Source organism: Lentzea sp. NPDC036955, from assembly GCF_055608005.1.
Window position 1 is genome coordinate 70,298 of sequence record NZ_JBVJRC010000007.1, and the last position, 15,378, is coordinate 85,675.

Genomic DNA, 15,378 nt, shown 5'->3' on the forward strand with positions numbered 1-15,378 from the left:
CCGCTTTCGCTTCAGCACGCGACCAGCACCCCGTGCAGCCGAACCCACCGGAAGTGGGCATCTGAGGCTGTTCGTGCGGGTGAGTCGCATGTGAGTTAGGCGGGAAACCGCCGAACGCGCTGTCTGCGCACCACCCGTCCGAGTTACTTCCGCGATCCTGCCGTCCCGGTTACCGTCGTTCGCCGGGATCGCGGAGGTGAAGGTGGATCCGAGCGGGCTGTCGAGAGCGGCACGGCTCACCGCGTTGGCCGGGTTGTGCCTGGTCACGGTCCTCCTGCTGCTCCCGGCGGCGATCAGCGTCAGCACCGGCGGCACCGCTCCGGAGTTCCTCGGCGAGTTCGGGCGCTGGCTGTGGCCGGCGGTGGGCGTGATCGTGCTGGTCGCGGTGGTCCTGGCCGTCTGGGAACGGGTCCGCGGGCACGAGACGTCGAGCCGGTCGGCCGCGCTGAACCGGGTCGAGGCGCGGGTCAAGGCCCTGCTCGCCTCCTCGCTCGCCGCGCAGACCCAGGTCAAGCTCGGTGTGCTGCGCCAGCCGAAGCTGTCCGTCCGTGCGGACGGCGACGAGATCTCCTCCACCGACCTGCCCGCCGTGTACGACCGGCTCGGCCACACGATGGTGCTGGTCGGACCGGTCGGCAGCGGCCGGTCGACGCTGCTGCGCGAACTCTGCCTGGTGCTCGTGGAACGGGCCCGCAACGACCCCGGCGCACCGATCCCGGTCGTGGTCGACCTCGCGACCTGGCGGCCGTACGGCGCGCGCAAGCCCACCGAGTTCACCGCGTGGCTGCTGCGCGAGATGAACCGCCGCTACGGGATCAGCCGCTCCGCCGGCACGATCTGGCTGCGCCGGAACCGGGTGGCCGTGCTGGTCGACGGGCTCGACGAGGTGCCGCGCGCCGACCGCGAGCACTGCGAGTCCGAACTGGCGCCGTTCGCCTCGGTCGTGGTCTCGACCGGACCCATCGAGAACCTGCCGTCCGTCCACGTCGACCCCCTGTCCCGCGGCGAGGTGCTGGAGTACGTCGCGTCGGTCAGCCCGCGGCTCGACAGCCTGGAGGCCGCGCTGACCCCGGAGGTGTGGGAGCAGCTGACCTCCCCGCTGGCGCTGAACCTCCTGGCGCTGACGCACCTCGACAAGCAGGTCGACACGATCGGCACGGACCTCGTCGGTTCCTTCGTCGTCGAGCGGCTCTCCGGTCAGCGCGGGGCCGGTCCTGCGATCCGCGCGCTCAAGTTCCTGGCCCGGCTCGGCCGACCGGACCTCGGTGCGCCCGTGCACATGCCACACCGCCGTGCGTGGTTACCGCTGCTGCCGACGCGTCCGCTGTGGTTGCTGTTCATCCGGGCCGTACCCGCCGCATTCGCCGGTGGGGTGTGTGCGGTGACGTTCATAACCGGGCTGCAGCTCGGCTTCTGGTCCGCGTTGACGTTCGTGGTGTCGGCTTCGCTGATGCTGGTGTGGGTGAACAAGCTGCCGCACGTGTTCCATCCGCCAGGGCGCGCACACGGTCTGATAACCGCCGGGATGGGTTTCCTGGCCGGTCTGGTCATGGGCTTGTTGGTCGGTTTCGTGGGTTTGTGGCTCGGCGGGATAGCAACGCCGTGGCCGTACTTCGCCGCGTATGCGTTCGTGGTGGTGGCGACATTCTTCTTGGCATTGGGTTTTGTCCCCGGTGACGCGCCTGTGCCGTGGTCGATCCTGATCACGGCGGCGCCCGGTGTGTCCATGGTGTGGGTCGGGCCGCATTCCGTCCTGGCCGGTATGGGACTGGGGTTCTCCGCGGGTGTGGCGGGCGGCGTGTTCGCGGCGGCGGTGGGACGGGTGTGGCGCACGGTGCGCCCGGCACAGCACCAGCGGATGCGGCTCGGCCGGCCGTGGTGGGTGCAGCCCGCGGTGCCGTTGGCCGGTGCGGTGGGGCTGCTGGGCGGCATCGCGTCGTTCGGGTCGTGGGGTGCGGCGCTGGGCGTCGCGCTCGGGTTGATGGTGACACCGGTCGCCGCCCGCGACTACGTCTGGCCGTTCGACGCGCTCGCGGAATGGGCGGCGGAAGGCCTCACCCGGCCGTTGTCGCTGGGTGAGTTGTCGTTCCGCCGCACGGCTTTGCTGCACCTCGCCGAGGACCGGCTGCTGCTCACGCGGGTCGACGGCGAGTACCGCTTCACCCACGTCGTGGTGCGCGACCACCTGGCTGCCTGCGACCCGACCGCGCTGGTGAGGGCCACCCGTCGTTGAACCGGGCCGTTCCGCGGGCCGTACGGCCTGACAGAAGGGTCGGGTGTTGCACATGCGCTGGTCAAAGGGCTGGATCGCGGCCGCCGGGGTGTTCTCGGTCGTGGCCGCGGTCGGGGGTACGGCCTTCGCTCTGGCTGGATCGGGTTCGCCGTCGGCGCAGACCTCGGTCGCCGGCAAGGAGGTCTGCGCCGGGGAACCACTTGAGCTCAAAGAGGTCGGCGGGCCGGCCGGGGTGTTGTCGGACCAGATCCCGGTGGGGACCTCACTGCGCATCACGAACCTGGCCAACAAGCGCAGGATCACCGTTCCCGTGGTGGGAACGGCGCAGAAGTGCGCGGTGCTGAACTACGCGGCGTACGAGACGCTGCGGTCGCAAGACACCGCGCGAGGTGGAGCGGAAACGGTTCTCCGGCGCGTGCTCGTGGAGATAGTGGGAAATGCGCCGGCGCCGGACCCGTCGGCGAAGGCGCAGGTGCGGGCTTCCGGGACCGCGGGACGAGTTGTGTGCGAGGGGGCTTCGGTCGCGTTGTCCGACGTGGGCGGGGCACCCGAGGCGTTCTCGTCCGTCCTGCCGGTCGGGACCGTGGTGCGGGTGACGCACCTGGACAGCGGGCGGCAGGTGACAGCGCCCGTCGTCGGGGTGGGACGCGGGTGCCTGGTGTTGAACCGGACGGGGTTCGCCGCGGTCGGGACGTCGGGCAGGAACGTGGTGGGCGGGGTGCGGATCGAAGTGGTGGGGTGAGGCCCCGTCACCAGTCGAGGGGCTCCTCGGGCTCGGGCCACTCCTCCGGTTCCGGCAGCGAGGAGAACCCGTCGTCGTCCGAGGCGCCGGGGGCCCAGGCACCGGCTGCGGTGGCGCGCGACGACGGCCGGGCGGACCGCGCGGGCTTCGCCGGGGTGCCGGTGCCGAGGAGCGCCTGGTCCGGTGCCGCGGCACCGGGACCGGCGTCGGCCACCAGTTCGAGGACCGCGGTGCCGTACTTGGTCAGCTTGGCCTGGCCCACACCGCTGACGGTGCCGAGGGCCGCGAGCGTGGTGGGGCGGGAGGCCGCGATGCCGCGGAGGGTGGCGTCGTTGAAGATCACGTAGGCCGGGACCGCCTGCGTGCGGGCCTGGTCGGCGCGCCACTTGCGGAGGGTCTCGAAGAGCGGGGCGGCCTCCGCGGGGAGGTCGGCGGCGGCCTTCGGCTTGGCACCCGGTGTGGCGGTGCGGGTGGTGGAGCGGGCCGGGGTCATGTCCTTGCGCATCATGACCGTGCGCTTGCGGGACAGGACGTCGCCGCTGGCCGGCGTGAGGACGAGCGTGGAGTACTCGCCCTCCACGGCGAGGAGGCCCTGGGCGAGGAGCTGGCGGACCACACCGCGCCACTCCGACTCGGTGAGGTCCTCGCCGAGGCCGAAGGTGCTGAGGCGGTCGTGGTCGAACTGCAGGACCTTGGCGGTCTTGCGGCCCAGCAGGATGTCGATGGCCTGGCCGGCACCGAACTTCTGGTTGCGCTCGGTGCGCAGGCGCCAGACCGTGGAGAGGAGCTTCTGGGCCGCGACCGTGCCGTCCCACGACTCGGGCGGGGTGAGGCAGGTGTCGCAGTTGCCGCAGGGAGTGCCGGGTTCTCCGAAGTAGTCGAGCAGCGAGGTGCGGCGGCAGTTGACGGTCTCGCAGAGGGCGAGCATCGCGTCGAGGTGCGCCTGGCTGCGGCGGCGGAACGCCTGGTCGCCCTCCGAGGACTCGATCATCTTGCGCTGCTGCACGACGTCGGCGAGGCCGTAGGCGAGCCAGGCGGTGGACGGCAGGCCGTCGCGGCCCGCGCGGCCGGTCTCCTGGTAGTAGCCCTCGACGGACTTCGGCAGGTCGAGGTGGGCGACGAACCGGACGTCCGGCTTGTCGATGCCCATGCCGAAGGCGATGGTGGCAACCATGACCAGGCCGTCCTCGCGCAGGAAGCGGGCCTGGTTGCGCTGGCGGACCGAGGCGTCGAGGCCCGCGTGGTACGGCAGCGCCTCGACGCCGTTCGCCACCAGGAACTCGGCGGTCTTCTCGACCGAGGCGCGCGACAGGCAGTAGACGATGCCCGCGTCACCGGCGTGCTCGCCGCGCAGCAGGTCGAGGAGCTGCTTCTTGGGCTCCTTCTTCGGCACGATCCGGTACTGGATGTTCGGGCGGTCGAAGCTGGAGACGAACAGGCGGCCGTCGCCGAGGTCGAGGCGGGTGAGGATCTCCTTGCGGGTCGCCTCGGTCGCGGTGGCGGTGAGGGCGATCCGCGGGACCTTCGGCCAGCGTTCGTGCAGGTGGGCGAGCGAGAGGTAGTCGGGCCGGAAGTCGTGGCCCCACTGCGAGACGCAGTGCGCCTCGTCGATCGCGAACAGCGCGATGTCGGCCTTGTCGAGCAGCTGCACGGTCGCCTCGGAGCTGAGCCGCTCGGGCGCGAGGTAGAGCAGGTCGAGCTCGCCCGCGACGAACTCCGCCTCCACCATCCGGCGCTCGTCCCACGACAGCGACGAGTTGAGGAAGCCCGCGCGCACGCCGAGGGCGCGCAGCGCGTCGACCTGGTCCTGCATCAGCGCGATGAGCGGGGAGATCACCACGCCGGTGCCGGACCGCACCAGCGCCGGGATCTGGTAGCACAACGACTTGCCGCCGCCGGTCGGCATGAGCACGAGCGCGTCGCCGCCCGCGATCACGTGCTCGACGATGTCGGCCTGCTCGCCGCGGAACTCGGGGTACCCGAAGACGCGCTGCAGGACCTGCAGCGCGTCTCCGTGGTCGGTTGAACCCATGCCGCCGATGCTAGCGAGCGGCACCGACAACGCGGGGAGCTAGCCCAGCGCGCTCTGCGTACCTGCGGAAACGCTGAGCGCGGTGATCGGGGCGGCGGACGCGGCCGGCACCGTGCCGCGGATCGGGACCCGCACCGAGGTGTCCGCCAGGTCCACGGTCAGCCGGGGCAGCCGACCCGGCGCGACGATCACGCTGGAGTCGGTGCCGCCGATCAGCAGGCCCAGGCGGTGGCCCGCCGGGACGAGGTGGTCCGTTGTGGACAGCCGGAACGTGATGCGGTACTTGGTGCCCGGCGTGATGGTGCGCGTGGTGGAACGCGACTCGTAGTTCGCGAGGTCGGCCCACCCGCGCGCGATGACCTGCGCGTCGACGTTGCCCGCCGTGGTCTCGGTGTTGCGGTAGCAGGCGTCGTCGCCGGTGCGGCTCTCGCCCCAGCACGACTCCGCGGTCAGCGTGCGGATGCCCTCACCGGTGCGGACCCGCGCCGGGCCGTAGTCGACGAGGTACGCCGTGAGGTGCGCGGTCGGCGTCGAGGACGACACCCCCACCGTGATCGACGACGTGCCCGCGACCAGCAGGTCCGACGTCAGCGGCGCGGTCGAGTGGACGACCCGGCCGGTGTTCGAGCCGGAGAGCCACGAGGACGGCGTGCCGCTGCCGTTGTCGGTGAACGCCGCGGTCCCGGTACCGGGCGTCGTGCCGAGGCCCGCGGCAGAAGGCCGCAGCACCTGCGTGGTGGTCCCGGCGGGCGGCCACGTCTGCGTGTCCTCCCACTGGTCCGGGTTGCGTTCGACGGACGCCTGGGCCTCGTTCTCGATGCCGTTGGGCACGTCGAGCAGCCAGCGGTCGAACCACCGGTGCAGCGTCGGCACCCACTCGGCGCGCCGGAAGTCGAACGGGTCGACGTGCGCGGTCTGCGAGAACCACAGCTTCTTCGGCACGGTGGCCGGCAGGGCGTCCCAGAACTGGCCGTACTGCAGCGTCTTCACGTTGAGGTCGTTCTGGCCGTGGATGGCGAAGACGGACGCCTTCACACGCGAGGCGTTGCGCACGAAGTCGCGCTGCTGCCACATGGCCGTGTAGTCGCCGTTGGCCGGAGAGCCGTTGTTGATCTCCGTGCGCACGGCACCACAGCGCGAGCTGGCGTTGGAGTTCTCGAACTGCGAACCCAGGCCCGTCGGGGAGCTGTAGCTGCGGTAGGAGACGCCGTCGGAACGGAACCAGTCGTACCACGAGCTGATAGCGGCAATCGGGACGATGGTCTTCAAACCGTCGATACCGGTCGCCGCGACGCCGTTCGCGATGGAGCCGTCCCACGACTTGCCGATCATGCCGACGGCGCCGGTCGACCAGCTCGCGGACTTCGTCGTGCTGCCGGTGACGGTCGTGTAGCCGGTCCGGCGGCCGTTCAGCCAGTCGATCACGGCGCTGGCGGACGCGATCTCCGCCCGTCCGCCGACGTCGACGCAGCCGCGCGACCGGTTCGTGCCGAGGAAGTCGACCAGCACGACGGCGTAGCCGCGCGGGACGAAGTAGTTGTCGTAGAAGAGCGGGAACTTCACCGGGACGCCGGCCGAGTCGTAGGTCTTGACCTCGCTCTCGTTGCCGCGGCCCGCGCTCTGGTAGTACGGGCTGGCGTCCATGATCACGGGCACGCGCCCGGTGGTGGCGGGTCTGATGACGTCGGCCGTGACGCGGTCGCCGCGGCCGTCGCCGTCGAGGTCGAGGCCGGTGTCGACCCAGACGCTCTCGCGGACGGCGTCGGCCATCGAGTGGATGGGAGCGGACACGCCGCCGGACAGGGTGAACGCCGGTGTCGCCGCTGTGGCAGGGATTGGCGCGAGGGTCAGGGCCCCTACTAACGCCACTACAACACGAGCACGGTTCATGAACTTTCACGCTACGGAGTGACAAAGTCACCTAGCAGAGTCGAAAGTCTGGTTCCGCAGAGTTGCGACCGGTCCCCGTGGCGCTGAACATACGACCTCGTGAGCTTCACCTTCGAGCCGGCGCGCACGCGGATCGTGTTCGGTCGCGGCACCTCCTCCTCCGTACCCGCCGAGGTCGAGCGCTTGGGCGCCGCGCGGGTCCTGCTGATCGCCCGGCACGGCGGCGACCGGGTCGCCGAGGCGCTGGGACCGCTGCTCGCGGCCCGGTTCACCGGCGCCACCGTGCACACCCCGGTCGAGGTCACCGACCGGGCGCTCGCGGTGCTGCGCGAGCACGGCGCGGACTGCGTCGTGTCAGTCGGCGGCGGGTCCGGCACCGGGCTCGCGAAGGCGCTGTCGGTGCGCGCGGGCGTGCCCCAGGTCATCGTCCCGACGACCTACGCGGGCTCCGAGGTCACGCCGGTGCTGGGCGAGACGGCGAACGGGCTGAAGAGGACCCGGCGGGATGCGGCGGTGCAGCCGGACGTGGTCGTCTACGACGTCGACCTGACGCTGGACCTGCCGCTGGACGTCACGGTGACCAGCGCCGTGAACGCGCTCGCGCACGCCGTGACGGCACGCGGCAACGAGAACCCGTTGATCGACGCCATCGCCGTCAAGGCCATCGACGGCATCTTGCACGCACTGGCTGACGATCCGTCCACGGTGGACGCACGGACCGAGTTGTTGTACTCGGCGTGGTTGGCGGGAACGTGCCTGGCGTCGGTTCCCATGGGGCTGCACCACAAACTGGCGCACGTTTTGGGTGGATCGTTCGGAATGCCCCATGCCGCAACGCACACGGTGTTGCTCCCCCACACCGCACCCGCCGACCTGGGCGGGCGCGTCCACGACACCGCGGCACGGTTCGGAGCCGCGACCTCGTTGCGGGAGCTGGGATTGGCGGAGTCCGATTTGTCCCGCGCCGCGGAGATCGCCGAGCACCCGGAGGCCTTGCGCGTGCTGGCGAACGCGTGGCGCGACGCACCGATCAGCTGAAGCGTTGTCAGCCTTAAGGCTGATGTTCACGTCATCGAACCGAGACCAATCTCCGATGTGGAACCTGTAGATCTGCTGATGAACTGACGGCATGTCCAGCCCCTTGGATCTGTCCCTGCTACACGGGCCGATCCCCGTCGCCGCGACTGCCGCGGGCGTGGTCGCGCTGCTCTTCCTGGCGATGCGGGCGAAACGGACGTGGTGGACGCGCGTGCTGCCGTTGACCGTGCTGGGCTGTGCGCTGGTCGTCGCGGGGCTGGCGTACGTGGTCGACCACGTGTGGAAACCGTGGCCGGAACCGCTGCCGGCGGTCCTGCTCGGGTGGCTGGGCGCGGCACTGGTCGGTCTCTGCCTGGCGGTCGCGCGGCTGCGGGCCGGGCGGTGGTACCTGCGCACGTTGAGCGTGGTGGCCGCTCTTGTCGTCGTGTCGAGCGCGGTGACGGCGACGAACGCGTTCTTCGGGCAGTACCCGACGATGCGGGCGGCGCTGGAGGTCTTCAGCAACCCGACCGTGGACCTCGACGAGGCCGCGAAGCCCGGTTCGGCCGTCCTCGAGGTGCCCGCGGGCAAGCGGCTGGCCGACGTGTGGCGCAAGCCGCCGGACCTGCCGGACAAGGGGACGGTCTCCGAGGTCGACATCCCGGGCGCCTTCAAGGCACGTCCGGCGTGGGTGTACCTGCCACCGGCGTACTCGGCGACCCCACGGCCCCGATTGCCCGTCATCGTGCTGATGGCGGGTCAACCGGGCAGTCCGCGCGATTGGCACGACGCCGGACGGCTCGTCGAGAACATGGACGCGTTCGCACGCGCGCACGACGGGCTCGCGCCGGTCGTGGTGGTGCCCGACCAGCTCGGTGCGGTGACGGCGAACCCACTCTGCCTCGACTCGAAGCTCGGGCAGTCGGAGACGTACCTCGCGCGGGACGTGCCCGCGTGGGTCAGGAAACGGCTGACCGTGGACGAACGCCGGGAGGCGTGGACCGTCGGCGGGTTCTCGCACGGCGGCACGTGCTCGTTCCAGCTGGCCGTGCGCGCGCCGGACGTCTACGGCAACTTCATCGACCTCAGCGGCCAGGCCGAGCCCACGCTCGGCACGCGCGAGGAGACCGTCAAGGCCGCCTTCGCCGGGGACGAGGCGGCGTTCCTTCGGGTCAACCCGCTGGACGTCCTCGCGCGCGAACGGTTCCCGCACACCGCGGGGGTCATCGTCGTCGGCCTGGGCGACCCGGGGTTCCGCGAGGCGAACGCGCTGGTGCTCGAAGTCTGCCGCAAGGCGGGCATGGACGTGGTGCGGCACGAGCTGCCCGGCGGGCACGACTGGAACGTGTGGCGGGCCGGGCTTTACGAACACGCGCTGCCGTGGCTCGCGGCGCGGACGGGGTTGAGCAGGTGAACGGGGTGGTGGCCGTGGCGCGCAGGGCGCGGCGGATGATCGCGCGGTTGTTCCGGACGGCACCGCTGACGTGCTCGTTCCTGGTGGTGTTCTGGACCGTCGGGACGCTGGCGCCGCCGGTCGACGAGGTGCTGGAGCGGGTCGGGTTCGGCACGGACAGTCCGGCGTGGACGGTGCTGACCTCGGCGCTGTGGGCGATGGACCTGCCGGGCTACGTCGCGACGACGGTGTTCCTGCTGGTCTTCGGCGCGCTGGCGGAGCGGGAGTTCGGATCGCTGTGGACAGCGGCGATCTTCCTGGTGTCGCACGTGGTCGGCGCGTTCCTGGGGATCTCGTGGGTGCTGCTCGGGCAGGCCGCGGGCTGGTGGTGGCTGGACTCGCTGGTCGGCCACGTGGCCGCGGGGCCGTCGATCGGCGGGGTGGGGCTCGCGCTGGCGCTGACGTTCCGCCTGCCACCGCTGTGGCGGCGCCGGGTGCGCTTGTTCACGATCTTGTCGGTGCTGGTCCTTACGCTCTACTCGGGATGGTTGGAGGACCTGCTCCGGCTGTCCGGTGGTGTGGTGGGTCTGCTGGTCGGAGCGTTGTTCCTGAAGGGAGGTGGCGAGCACAGGGCGCGCACGTTGCAGGAGACGCGGGTGCTGGTGGCGTTGCTGCTGGCGGCCTCGGCGCTGGGACCGGTGGTGGCGATGCTGTCGCCCAACCAGGACGGTCCGCTGTGGTGGTTCGCCGACGTCGTGGCGGTCGTGCAGCCGTCGCAGGACGAGGTGGCGGTCGTGTGCGGCAACCCGGACGCGGTGGACCTGTGCCGGACGATGCTGGTCCAGCTGTCGTACGGGCGGTTCCCGGCGCTGGTGATGTCGGTGCTGCCGGCGATGCTGCTGCTGGTGCTCGCGGAAGGCCTGCGGCGCGGACGGCGGTTCGCGTGGTGGTCGGCGCTGGTCTGCAACGCGGCGTACGCGGCGTTCATCGGGTGGTACGTCGTGGAGGCGGCGCAGATCCCCGAACGCGGGGCGCTGGACCTGGCGTTCTCGTACAGCGTGCCGATGCTGGTGCCGCTCGCGATCACGGTCGTGCTGCTGGTGACGCGTCGTCACTTCGACGTCGCGCTGCCCCGGCGTGCCGTGGTGCGGTTCTGGCGGTTCACGCTGGGCAGTGTGGCGCTGCTGTCGGCGCTGTACGTGTTCGGCGGGTACCTGGTGCGCGACGAGCTCACGCCGGCGCCGGGGTTCTCCGAGCTGCTCGCCGACCTGCCCGCGCGGTTCCTGCCGCCGGGGTACCTGGTCGGGCTCGTGCCGTTGCAGTTCTCGGCGGACGGGTTCGTGGGCGCGCTGCTGTTCGAGTACACCGGCGTGGTGTTCTGGCTGATCGCGCTCGCCGGTCTGCTGATGGCGTCGTGGCGTTCCTGGCCGACCGCGTGCACCGAGGCGGCCGAGCGCGCGCGTGCGTTGATGCGGCGCCACGGCGGTTCGTCGTTGTCGTACATGACGACGTGGCGCGGCAACCAGTACTGGTTCACGCCCGACGGCGAGACGGCCATCGCGTACCGGGTGGTCGCGACGATCGCGCTGACCGTCGGCGACCCGATCGGTCCGGCGCCGCTCGCGGCCGTGCGCGGGTTCGCCGAGTTCTGCGCGCGCAACGGCTGGACGCCGTGCCTGTACAGCGTGGGCGCGGCGACCAGGGACGCGGTGGCGGGCCTCGGCTGGTCGGCCGTGCAGGTCGCCGAGGACACCGTGGTGGAGCTGGAGGCGCTGAGCTTCACGGGCAAGAAGTGGCAGGACGTCCGCACCGCGCTGAACAAGGCGGCGAAGGCGGGCATCACCGCGGAGTGGTGCACCTTCGCCGACGCGCCGTTCGCGATCACCGACCAGATCCGGTCGATCTCGGCGGAGTGGGTGGCGGACAAGGGCCTGCCCGAGATGGGGTTCACGCTCGGCGGGCTGGAGGAGCTGACCGGAGAGGGGGTGCGCTGCCTGATAGCGGTCGACGCCGACCGCACGGTGCACGGTGTCACGAGCTGGCTGCCGGTCTACGCCGACGGCGAGGTCGTGGGCTGGACGCTGGACTTCATGCGCCGACGCTCGGAGGGGTTCCGCGGCTCGATGGAGTTCCTGATCGCCTCCGCCGCGACGTCGCTGAAGGAGGAGGGCGCGCGGTTCCTCAGCCTGTCCGGTGCCCCGCTGGCCCGCCTCGACCGCGGCGAACCCCCGCGCGGGGTGCAGCGCGTGCTGGACCTCACCGGGCAGGTGCTGGAGCCGGTGTACGGGTTCCGGTCGCTGTTCGCGTTCAAGGCGAAGTTCCAGCCGACCTACCGGCCGATGTTCATGGCCTACCCGGACTCGGCTGCGCTGCCCCGCATCGCCAACGCGGTGAGCCGCGCCTACCTGCCGCACCTGAACGCGCGGCAGGGCGTCCGCCTGGCCGGCAAGATGATCATCCGTTCCCGCGACCGCGAGCCCGCGCCCGTGCGCTGACCTGTGGGCGCGCCGGGTGAGAGTGCTAGGCCGAAAGGGTGGTGAGTCGATCCTTCTCGCCGTGGCGCGCGCGAGCTGGGCAAGGATGCGCCGATGACCGTGCGGGACGATCTGCTCGACCGGCCCACGACGTTCATCGGCCGGCACGCCGAGCTGGCCGAGGCCAGGGCGCTGCTCGGCCGGTCGCGGCTGGTGACGCTGGTCGGCACGGGCGGTGTGGGCAAGACGCGGATCGCGGTCGAGACGGCGCGCGCGGTGCGGGACGACACCGCGTTCCAGCACGGGGTGTGGCTGGTGCCGCTGGGCGAGCTCGACGACCCGGCGCTGCTGGCGAGGACGGTCGCGGCCGGGCTGCGCGTCGTCGACAACGGGCGGGACGCCGGCCCCTGCCGGCTCGTGGAGGCGTTGTACGACAAGCACTTGATGCTCGTGCTGGACGGGTGCGACCACCTGCTCGACGCCGTGCGGGACCTGGTGCACCACCTGTTGCGCCACTGCGAGGGGCTCACGGTCCTGGTGACCTCGCGTGCGCCGCTGAACCTGTACGGCGAGTGCGTGCTGCTCGTGCCGCCGTTGTCCGCCGATGATGCGCTGGCGCTGTTCCGCGACCGGGTGGCGGTCGCCGAGGCAGGGCTGCCGGAGGCGTTGGACGGGACGCCGCTGGCGGTCGAGCTGGCCGCGACGCGACCGGGTGAGCCGGTGCGCGCACCGGTGCTGGAGTGGGTGGCGCGGAACTGCTCCGACGAGGAGCGCGAGCTGTGGGCGGCGCTGTCGGTGTTCCCGGCGGACTTCGACCTCGCCGCGGCGACAGCGTTGTGCGGCAGGGAGATATCGCTGTCCGCGCTGGTGGACAAGGCGCTCGTGACGGCGTCGGCGAACCCGGTGGCGGAGCGGACGCGGTACCGGCTGCAGGACACGGTCGCGCGGTTCGGTACGGGTCTGCTGACGGACCCCGATGTCGTGCGGCGCAGACATGTGCGGCACTACAGCGCGGTGGCGGAGGAGGCCGCGAGGTCGTGGTTCTCACCGGACGACTCGCGGTGGGTCGCGCGCCTGCGGGAGGAGTGGCCCAACCTCCGGACCGCCATCGGGTACGCGCTGCGCTCCCCCGGCCTGGCGCCCACCGGCGCGACGATGCTGATCGACCTGGGGCGGACCCGGTTCCCCGTTCTCACGGGCGTGCTCGGCCAGTTCCAGGACCTGCTGGCCATCGCACGCGAGGCCGTCCGACCGCCGCTGCGGACGTCGCTGGCCGCGCACCAGGCATTGCTGGCCCTGACGCAGGGCGACCTCGCGGCGGCGGGCCCGTTGCTGAGCGAGTTGCGCGGGCTGCCACCGGATCCGGAGTCCGATGTGGACCTGATGTGGGTGGAGGCGACGCAGCTCTTCCTCGTGGCGGGCTCGGCTGACTGCGTGCCGGTGTACGAGCGCCTCGCCGAGCTGTCCAGGGAACGCTCGGCGCCGGGCGACACGTACGTGATCGAGCTGTTCCTCGCCACCGCCTCCTGCCTCCTGCTCGACGCCGAGGCCGCCGACAAGGCGACGACCGCGCTGGCCGCGAAGAGCACCGGGGTGGCCTGGTCGACCGCGTGGGCGCTGTGGCACCGCGGCCTCTACGAACTGCTGCACGGCGACCCCGCCCTCGCGCACCCGCACGCCGCGGAGGCATTGCGCATCCAGCTCACCCTCGGCGACACCCACGGTCCCGCCCACAGCCTGTGGCTGCTCGCGTGCACCTGCGCCGAACTGGGCGCCCACGACCGCGCGACCCGCCTGCTGGGCGCGCTGCGGTCGCAGGAGCGCACCACCCGGATCTCCTTCGCCGGCCTGACCCCGTTCCGCGTCCTGCTGGAACGCGCGGACCGCACCGTCCGCCGCGCACTGGGCGACGACCACCCGGTGATCGCCACCCTGGGCGCCGACCTGCGCCCCGACCAGGCGATGGAGCTCGCGCTGGAACCGGTGCCCGACTCCGAGCGCCGCCCGCCCCGACCGACCCTGCCCGGCGGTCTGACCAGGCAGGAGTTCACGATCGCGGGCCTGGTGGCCGACGGCTTCTCGGCCAAGCAGATCGGCGCCCGCCTCTTCATCTCACCCAGGACGGCGGACCGGCACGTGGTCAACATCCGCACGAAGCTGGGCCTGCCCAGCCGGGTGGCGCTGGCGGCGTGGCACCGGTCGGTGACCGGCGACGACCCCGACCGCCGCTGGTAGCCGGTTCGCCGGCACCGGCTCACCGCGTCTCGGCGGCCAGTTTCAGCCCCAGCGCGATCAGCACGGTGGCGGTGAGCTGGTCGAGCAGGAGTCGCCGGCGCAGCAGGAAGGCGCGGGCGCGGGCGGCCAGGCCGATGAGGACCGGGAACCACAGCAGGCCGATGCCGAGGTGAATGGCGACGAGCAGCACGCCCCACGACGGTGCGGACGCGGGCAGGAACTGCGGCAGCAGCGAGAGGTAGAAGACGCCGGGTTTGGGGTTGAGCAGGTTCGTCAGCAGGCCGACGCGCACGGCGGCGCGGACCGACGGGACCGGGGCCGGTTCGTCGAGGTCGACGGGTGTGCGGGCGGTCCACAGCGCCTTCACGCCCAGGTACACCAGGTAGGCGGCGCCGAGGACGCGGACCAGGTCGTAGGCGAGCTCGGACGCCGTCAGCAGCGCGGTCAGACCGGCCAGCCCCGCCGCCGCCCACACCAGGCAGCCCAGGGTGCTGCCGACCACGACGCCCAGCGCCGCGCGCCGGCCGACGAGCAGGGCCGTCCGCAGCACCAGCAGGGTCTCCAGGCCCGGGGTGATGACGGTGAGCAGCGCGACGAGCGTGAAGCTCAGCAGTGCGGTGGTCGACATGCGGCCATCAGAACACGGAAACGCTGCGGTGCCGGAAGAATTTACCCGGCCGACACGTGCGCGACACCATCCACAGTGGACCTCAGCGGTACCACGCCCGCACACCGATGCGGCCCGTGCTGCCCAGGTCGATGTTGATGCTGCGCTCGGGTGCGACCGGAACCAGCGACTGCCAGGCGCCGCCGGGTGCGGCCGCCAGGTCGACGTGGCTGCCGACCTGCGGCGGGTCGAGCGTGGTGTGCGTGTTCCGCCAGAGGATCGCCGAACGCGCGCGCTCGCCCGGTTGCACGGTGATCGGTTGTGACGGGTCGTCGAAGCCTTCGAGCCGTGCGATGCCGCCGGAACCCGGCAGGACCGCCACGTCCAGCGGCTGCCAGCGCTCGTCGAGCAGGCGCACCTGCGGGTGGCCGTTGAGCTGCACCGGTTCGATGCCGCAGTTGACCACCTCGACCGCCATCACACGCAGGCCGGTGGCCGCGTCGCCGCCACTCGTGGTGAACCGCAGGCCGCCGGTGCAGGCCGGTTCCGCCGGTGCCGCCGTGGTCAGCGCGGGTGGCGGAAGCACCGGTTCCTGCCGCAACGCCGTGTGCCTGCCGCACGACGCCAGTGCGACGAGCGCGGTCACCACCGCCAGAAGAGCTCCGCCCCCAGATCTCATGCGACCGATCATGCCCGTGACCGGAGGAGATGTCATTGATTTGGCACCGGCTGGCGTTCCGCCGCGGCGCTACCCT

General features: G+C 71.7%; 10 protein-coding genes. 6 read left to right on the top strand and 4 right to left on the bottom strand.

Annotated elements, in window-relative coordinates:
- Positions 1 to 196: 196 nt before the first annotated feature.
- Both ACZ7CF_RS24060 and ACZ7CF_RS24065 read left to right on the top strand, forming a co-directional pair.
- Positions 197 to 2,233: a hypothetical protein gene (locus ACZ7CF_RS24060; protein ID WP_470370638.1), complete on the top strand. Its 2,037-nt coding sequence runs from the start codon at positions 197 to 199 to the stop codon at positions 2,231 to 2,233.
- 52 nt (positions 2,234 to 2,285) lie between these two features.
- The gene (locus ACZ7CF_RS24065; protein ID WP_470370639.1) at positions 2,286 to 2,975 is read left to right on the top strand and encodes an RlpA-like double-psi beta-barrel domain-containing protein; all 690 of its coding nucleotides are present in this window, start codon (positions 2,286 to 2,288) and stop codon (positions 2,973 to 2,975) included.
- A gap of 7 nt (positions 2,976 to 2,982) precedes the next feature.
- Here the strand turns inward: ACZ7CF_RS24065 and recQ are convergent, their stop codons facing one another.
- Together recQ and ACZ7CF_RS24075 are read right to left on the bottom strand one after the other, a co-directional pair.
- Entirely contained in the window at positions 2,983 to 5,007 is a 2,025-nt protein-coding gene (recQ, locus tag ACZ7CF_RS24070) for a DNA helicase RecQ (RefSeq protein WP_360390132.1), read from the bottom strand.
- A 39-nt stretch (positions 5,008 to 5,046) separates the two neighbouring features.
- Entirely contained in the window at positions 5,047 to 6,897 is a 1,851-nt protein-coding gene (locus tag ACZ7CF_RS24075; RefSeq protein ID WP_458430806.1) for a Xaa-Pro dipeptidyl-peptidase, read from the bottom strand.
- Positions 6,898 to 6,996: 99 nt separating this feature from the next.
- Here ACZ7CF_RS24075 and ACZ7CF_RS24080 point away from each other — a divergent pair, with 99 nt between their 5' ends.
- From ACZ7CF_RS24080 to ACZ7CF_RS24095, 4 genes are all read left to right on the top strand, one after another.
- Positions 6,997 to 7,935, top strand: coding sequence for an iron-containing alcohol dehydrogenase (locus ACZ7CF_RS24080; protein WP_470370640.1), 939 nt, complete (start codon positions 6,997 to 6,999; stop codon positions 7,933 to 7,935).
- Between the two features lie 91 nt (positions 7,936 to 8,026).
- Complete coding sequence (locus ACZ7CF_RS24085; RefSeq protein WP_470370641.1) at positions 8,027 to 9,328, top strand: alpha/beta hydrolase; 1,302 nt, start codon at positions 8,027 to 8,029, stop codon at positions 9,326 to 9,328.
- Entirely contained in the window at positions 9,325 to 11,802 is a 2,478-nt protein-coding gene (locus ACZ7CF_RS24090; protein WP_470370642.1) for a phosphatidylglycerol lysyltransferase domain-containing protein, read from the top strand. Before ACZ7CF_RS24085 ends, ACZ7CF_RS24090 begins: the two co-directional genes overlap by 4 nt.
- 93 nt (positions 11,803 to 11,895) lie before the next feature.
- Positions 11,896 to 14,016 carry an ATP-binding protein gene (locus ACZ7CF_RS24095; protein WP_470370643.1) on the top strand — a complete coding sequence of 707 codons (2,121 nt, stop codon included), beginning with the start codon at positions 11,896 to 11,898 and terminating at the stop codon, positions 14,014 to 14,016.
- Between the two features lie 19 nt (positions 14,017 to 14,035).
- Here the strand turns inward: ACZ7CF_RS24095 and ACZ7CF_RS24100 are convergent, their stop codons facing one another.
- Complete coding sequence (locus ACZ7CF_RS24100; RefSeq protein WP_470370644.1) at positions 14,036 to 14,644, bottom strand: LysE family translocator; 609 nt, start codon at positions 14,642 to 14,644, stop codon at positions 14,036 to 14,038.
- A gap of 82 nt (positions 14,645 to 14,726) precedes the next feature.
- Positions 14,727 to 15,302 (bottom strand): DUF4232 domain-containing protein, encoded by a 576-nt coding sequence (locus ACZ7CF_RS24105; protein WP_470370645.1) that lies wholly within the window; start codon positions 15,300 to 15,302, stop codon positions 14,727 to 14,729.
- Positions 15,303 to 15,378 lie beyond the last annotated feature (76 nt).

Bases quoted from the DNA above. Each gene is read 5' to 3' on its own strand.
- ACZ7CF_RS24075 (WP_458430806.1), bottom strand. From the start codon at position 6,897: ATGAACCGTGCTCGTGTTGTAGTGGCGTTAGTAGGGGCCCTGACCCTC.
- recQ (WP_360390132.1), bottom strand. From the start codon at position 5,007: ATGGGTTCAACCGACCACGGAGACGCGCTGCAGGTCCTGCAGCGCGTC.
- ACZ7CF_RS24100 (WP_470370644.1), bottom strand. From the start codon at position 14,644: ATGTCGACCACCGCACTGCTGAGCTTCACGCTCGTCGCGCTGCTCACC.
- ACZ7CF_RS24085 (WP_470370641.1), top strand. From the start codon at position 8,027: ATGTCCAGCCCCTTGGATCTGTCCCTGCTACACGGGCCGATCCCCGTC.
- ACZ7CF_RS24105 (WP_470370645.1), bottom strand. From the start codon at position 15,302: ATGAGATCTGGGGGCGGAGCTCTTCTGGCGGTGGTGACCGCGCTCGTC.
- ACZ7CF_RS24065 (WP_470370639.1), top strand. From the start codon at position 2,286: ATGCGCTGGTCAAAGGGCTGGATCGCGGCCGCCGGGGTGTTCTCGGTC.
- ACZ7CF_RS24095 (WP_470370643.1), top strand. From the start codon at position 11,896: ATGACCGTGCGGGACGATCTGCTCGACCGGCCCACGACGTTCATCGGC.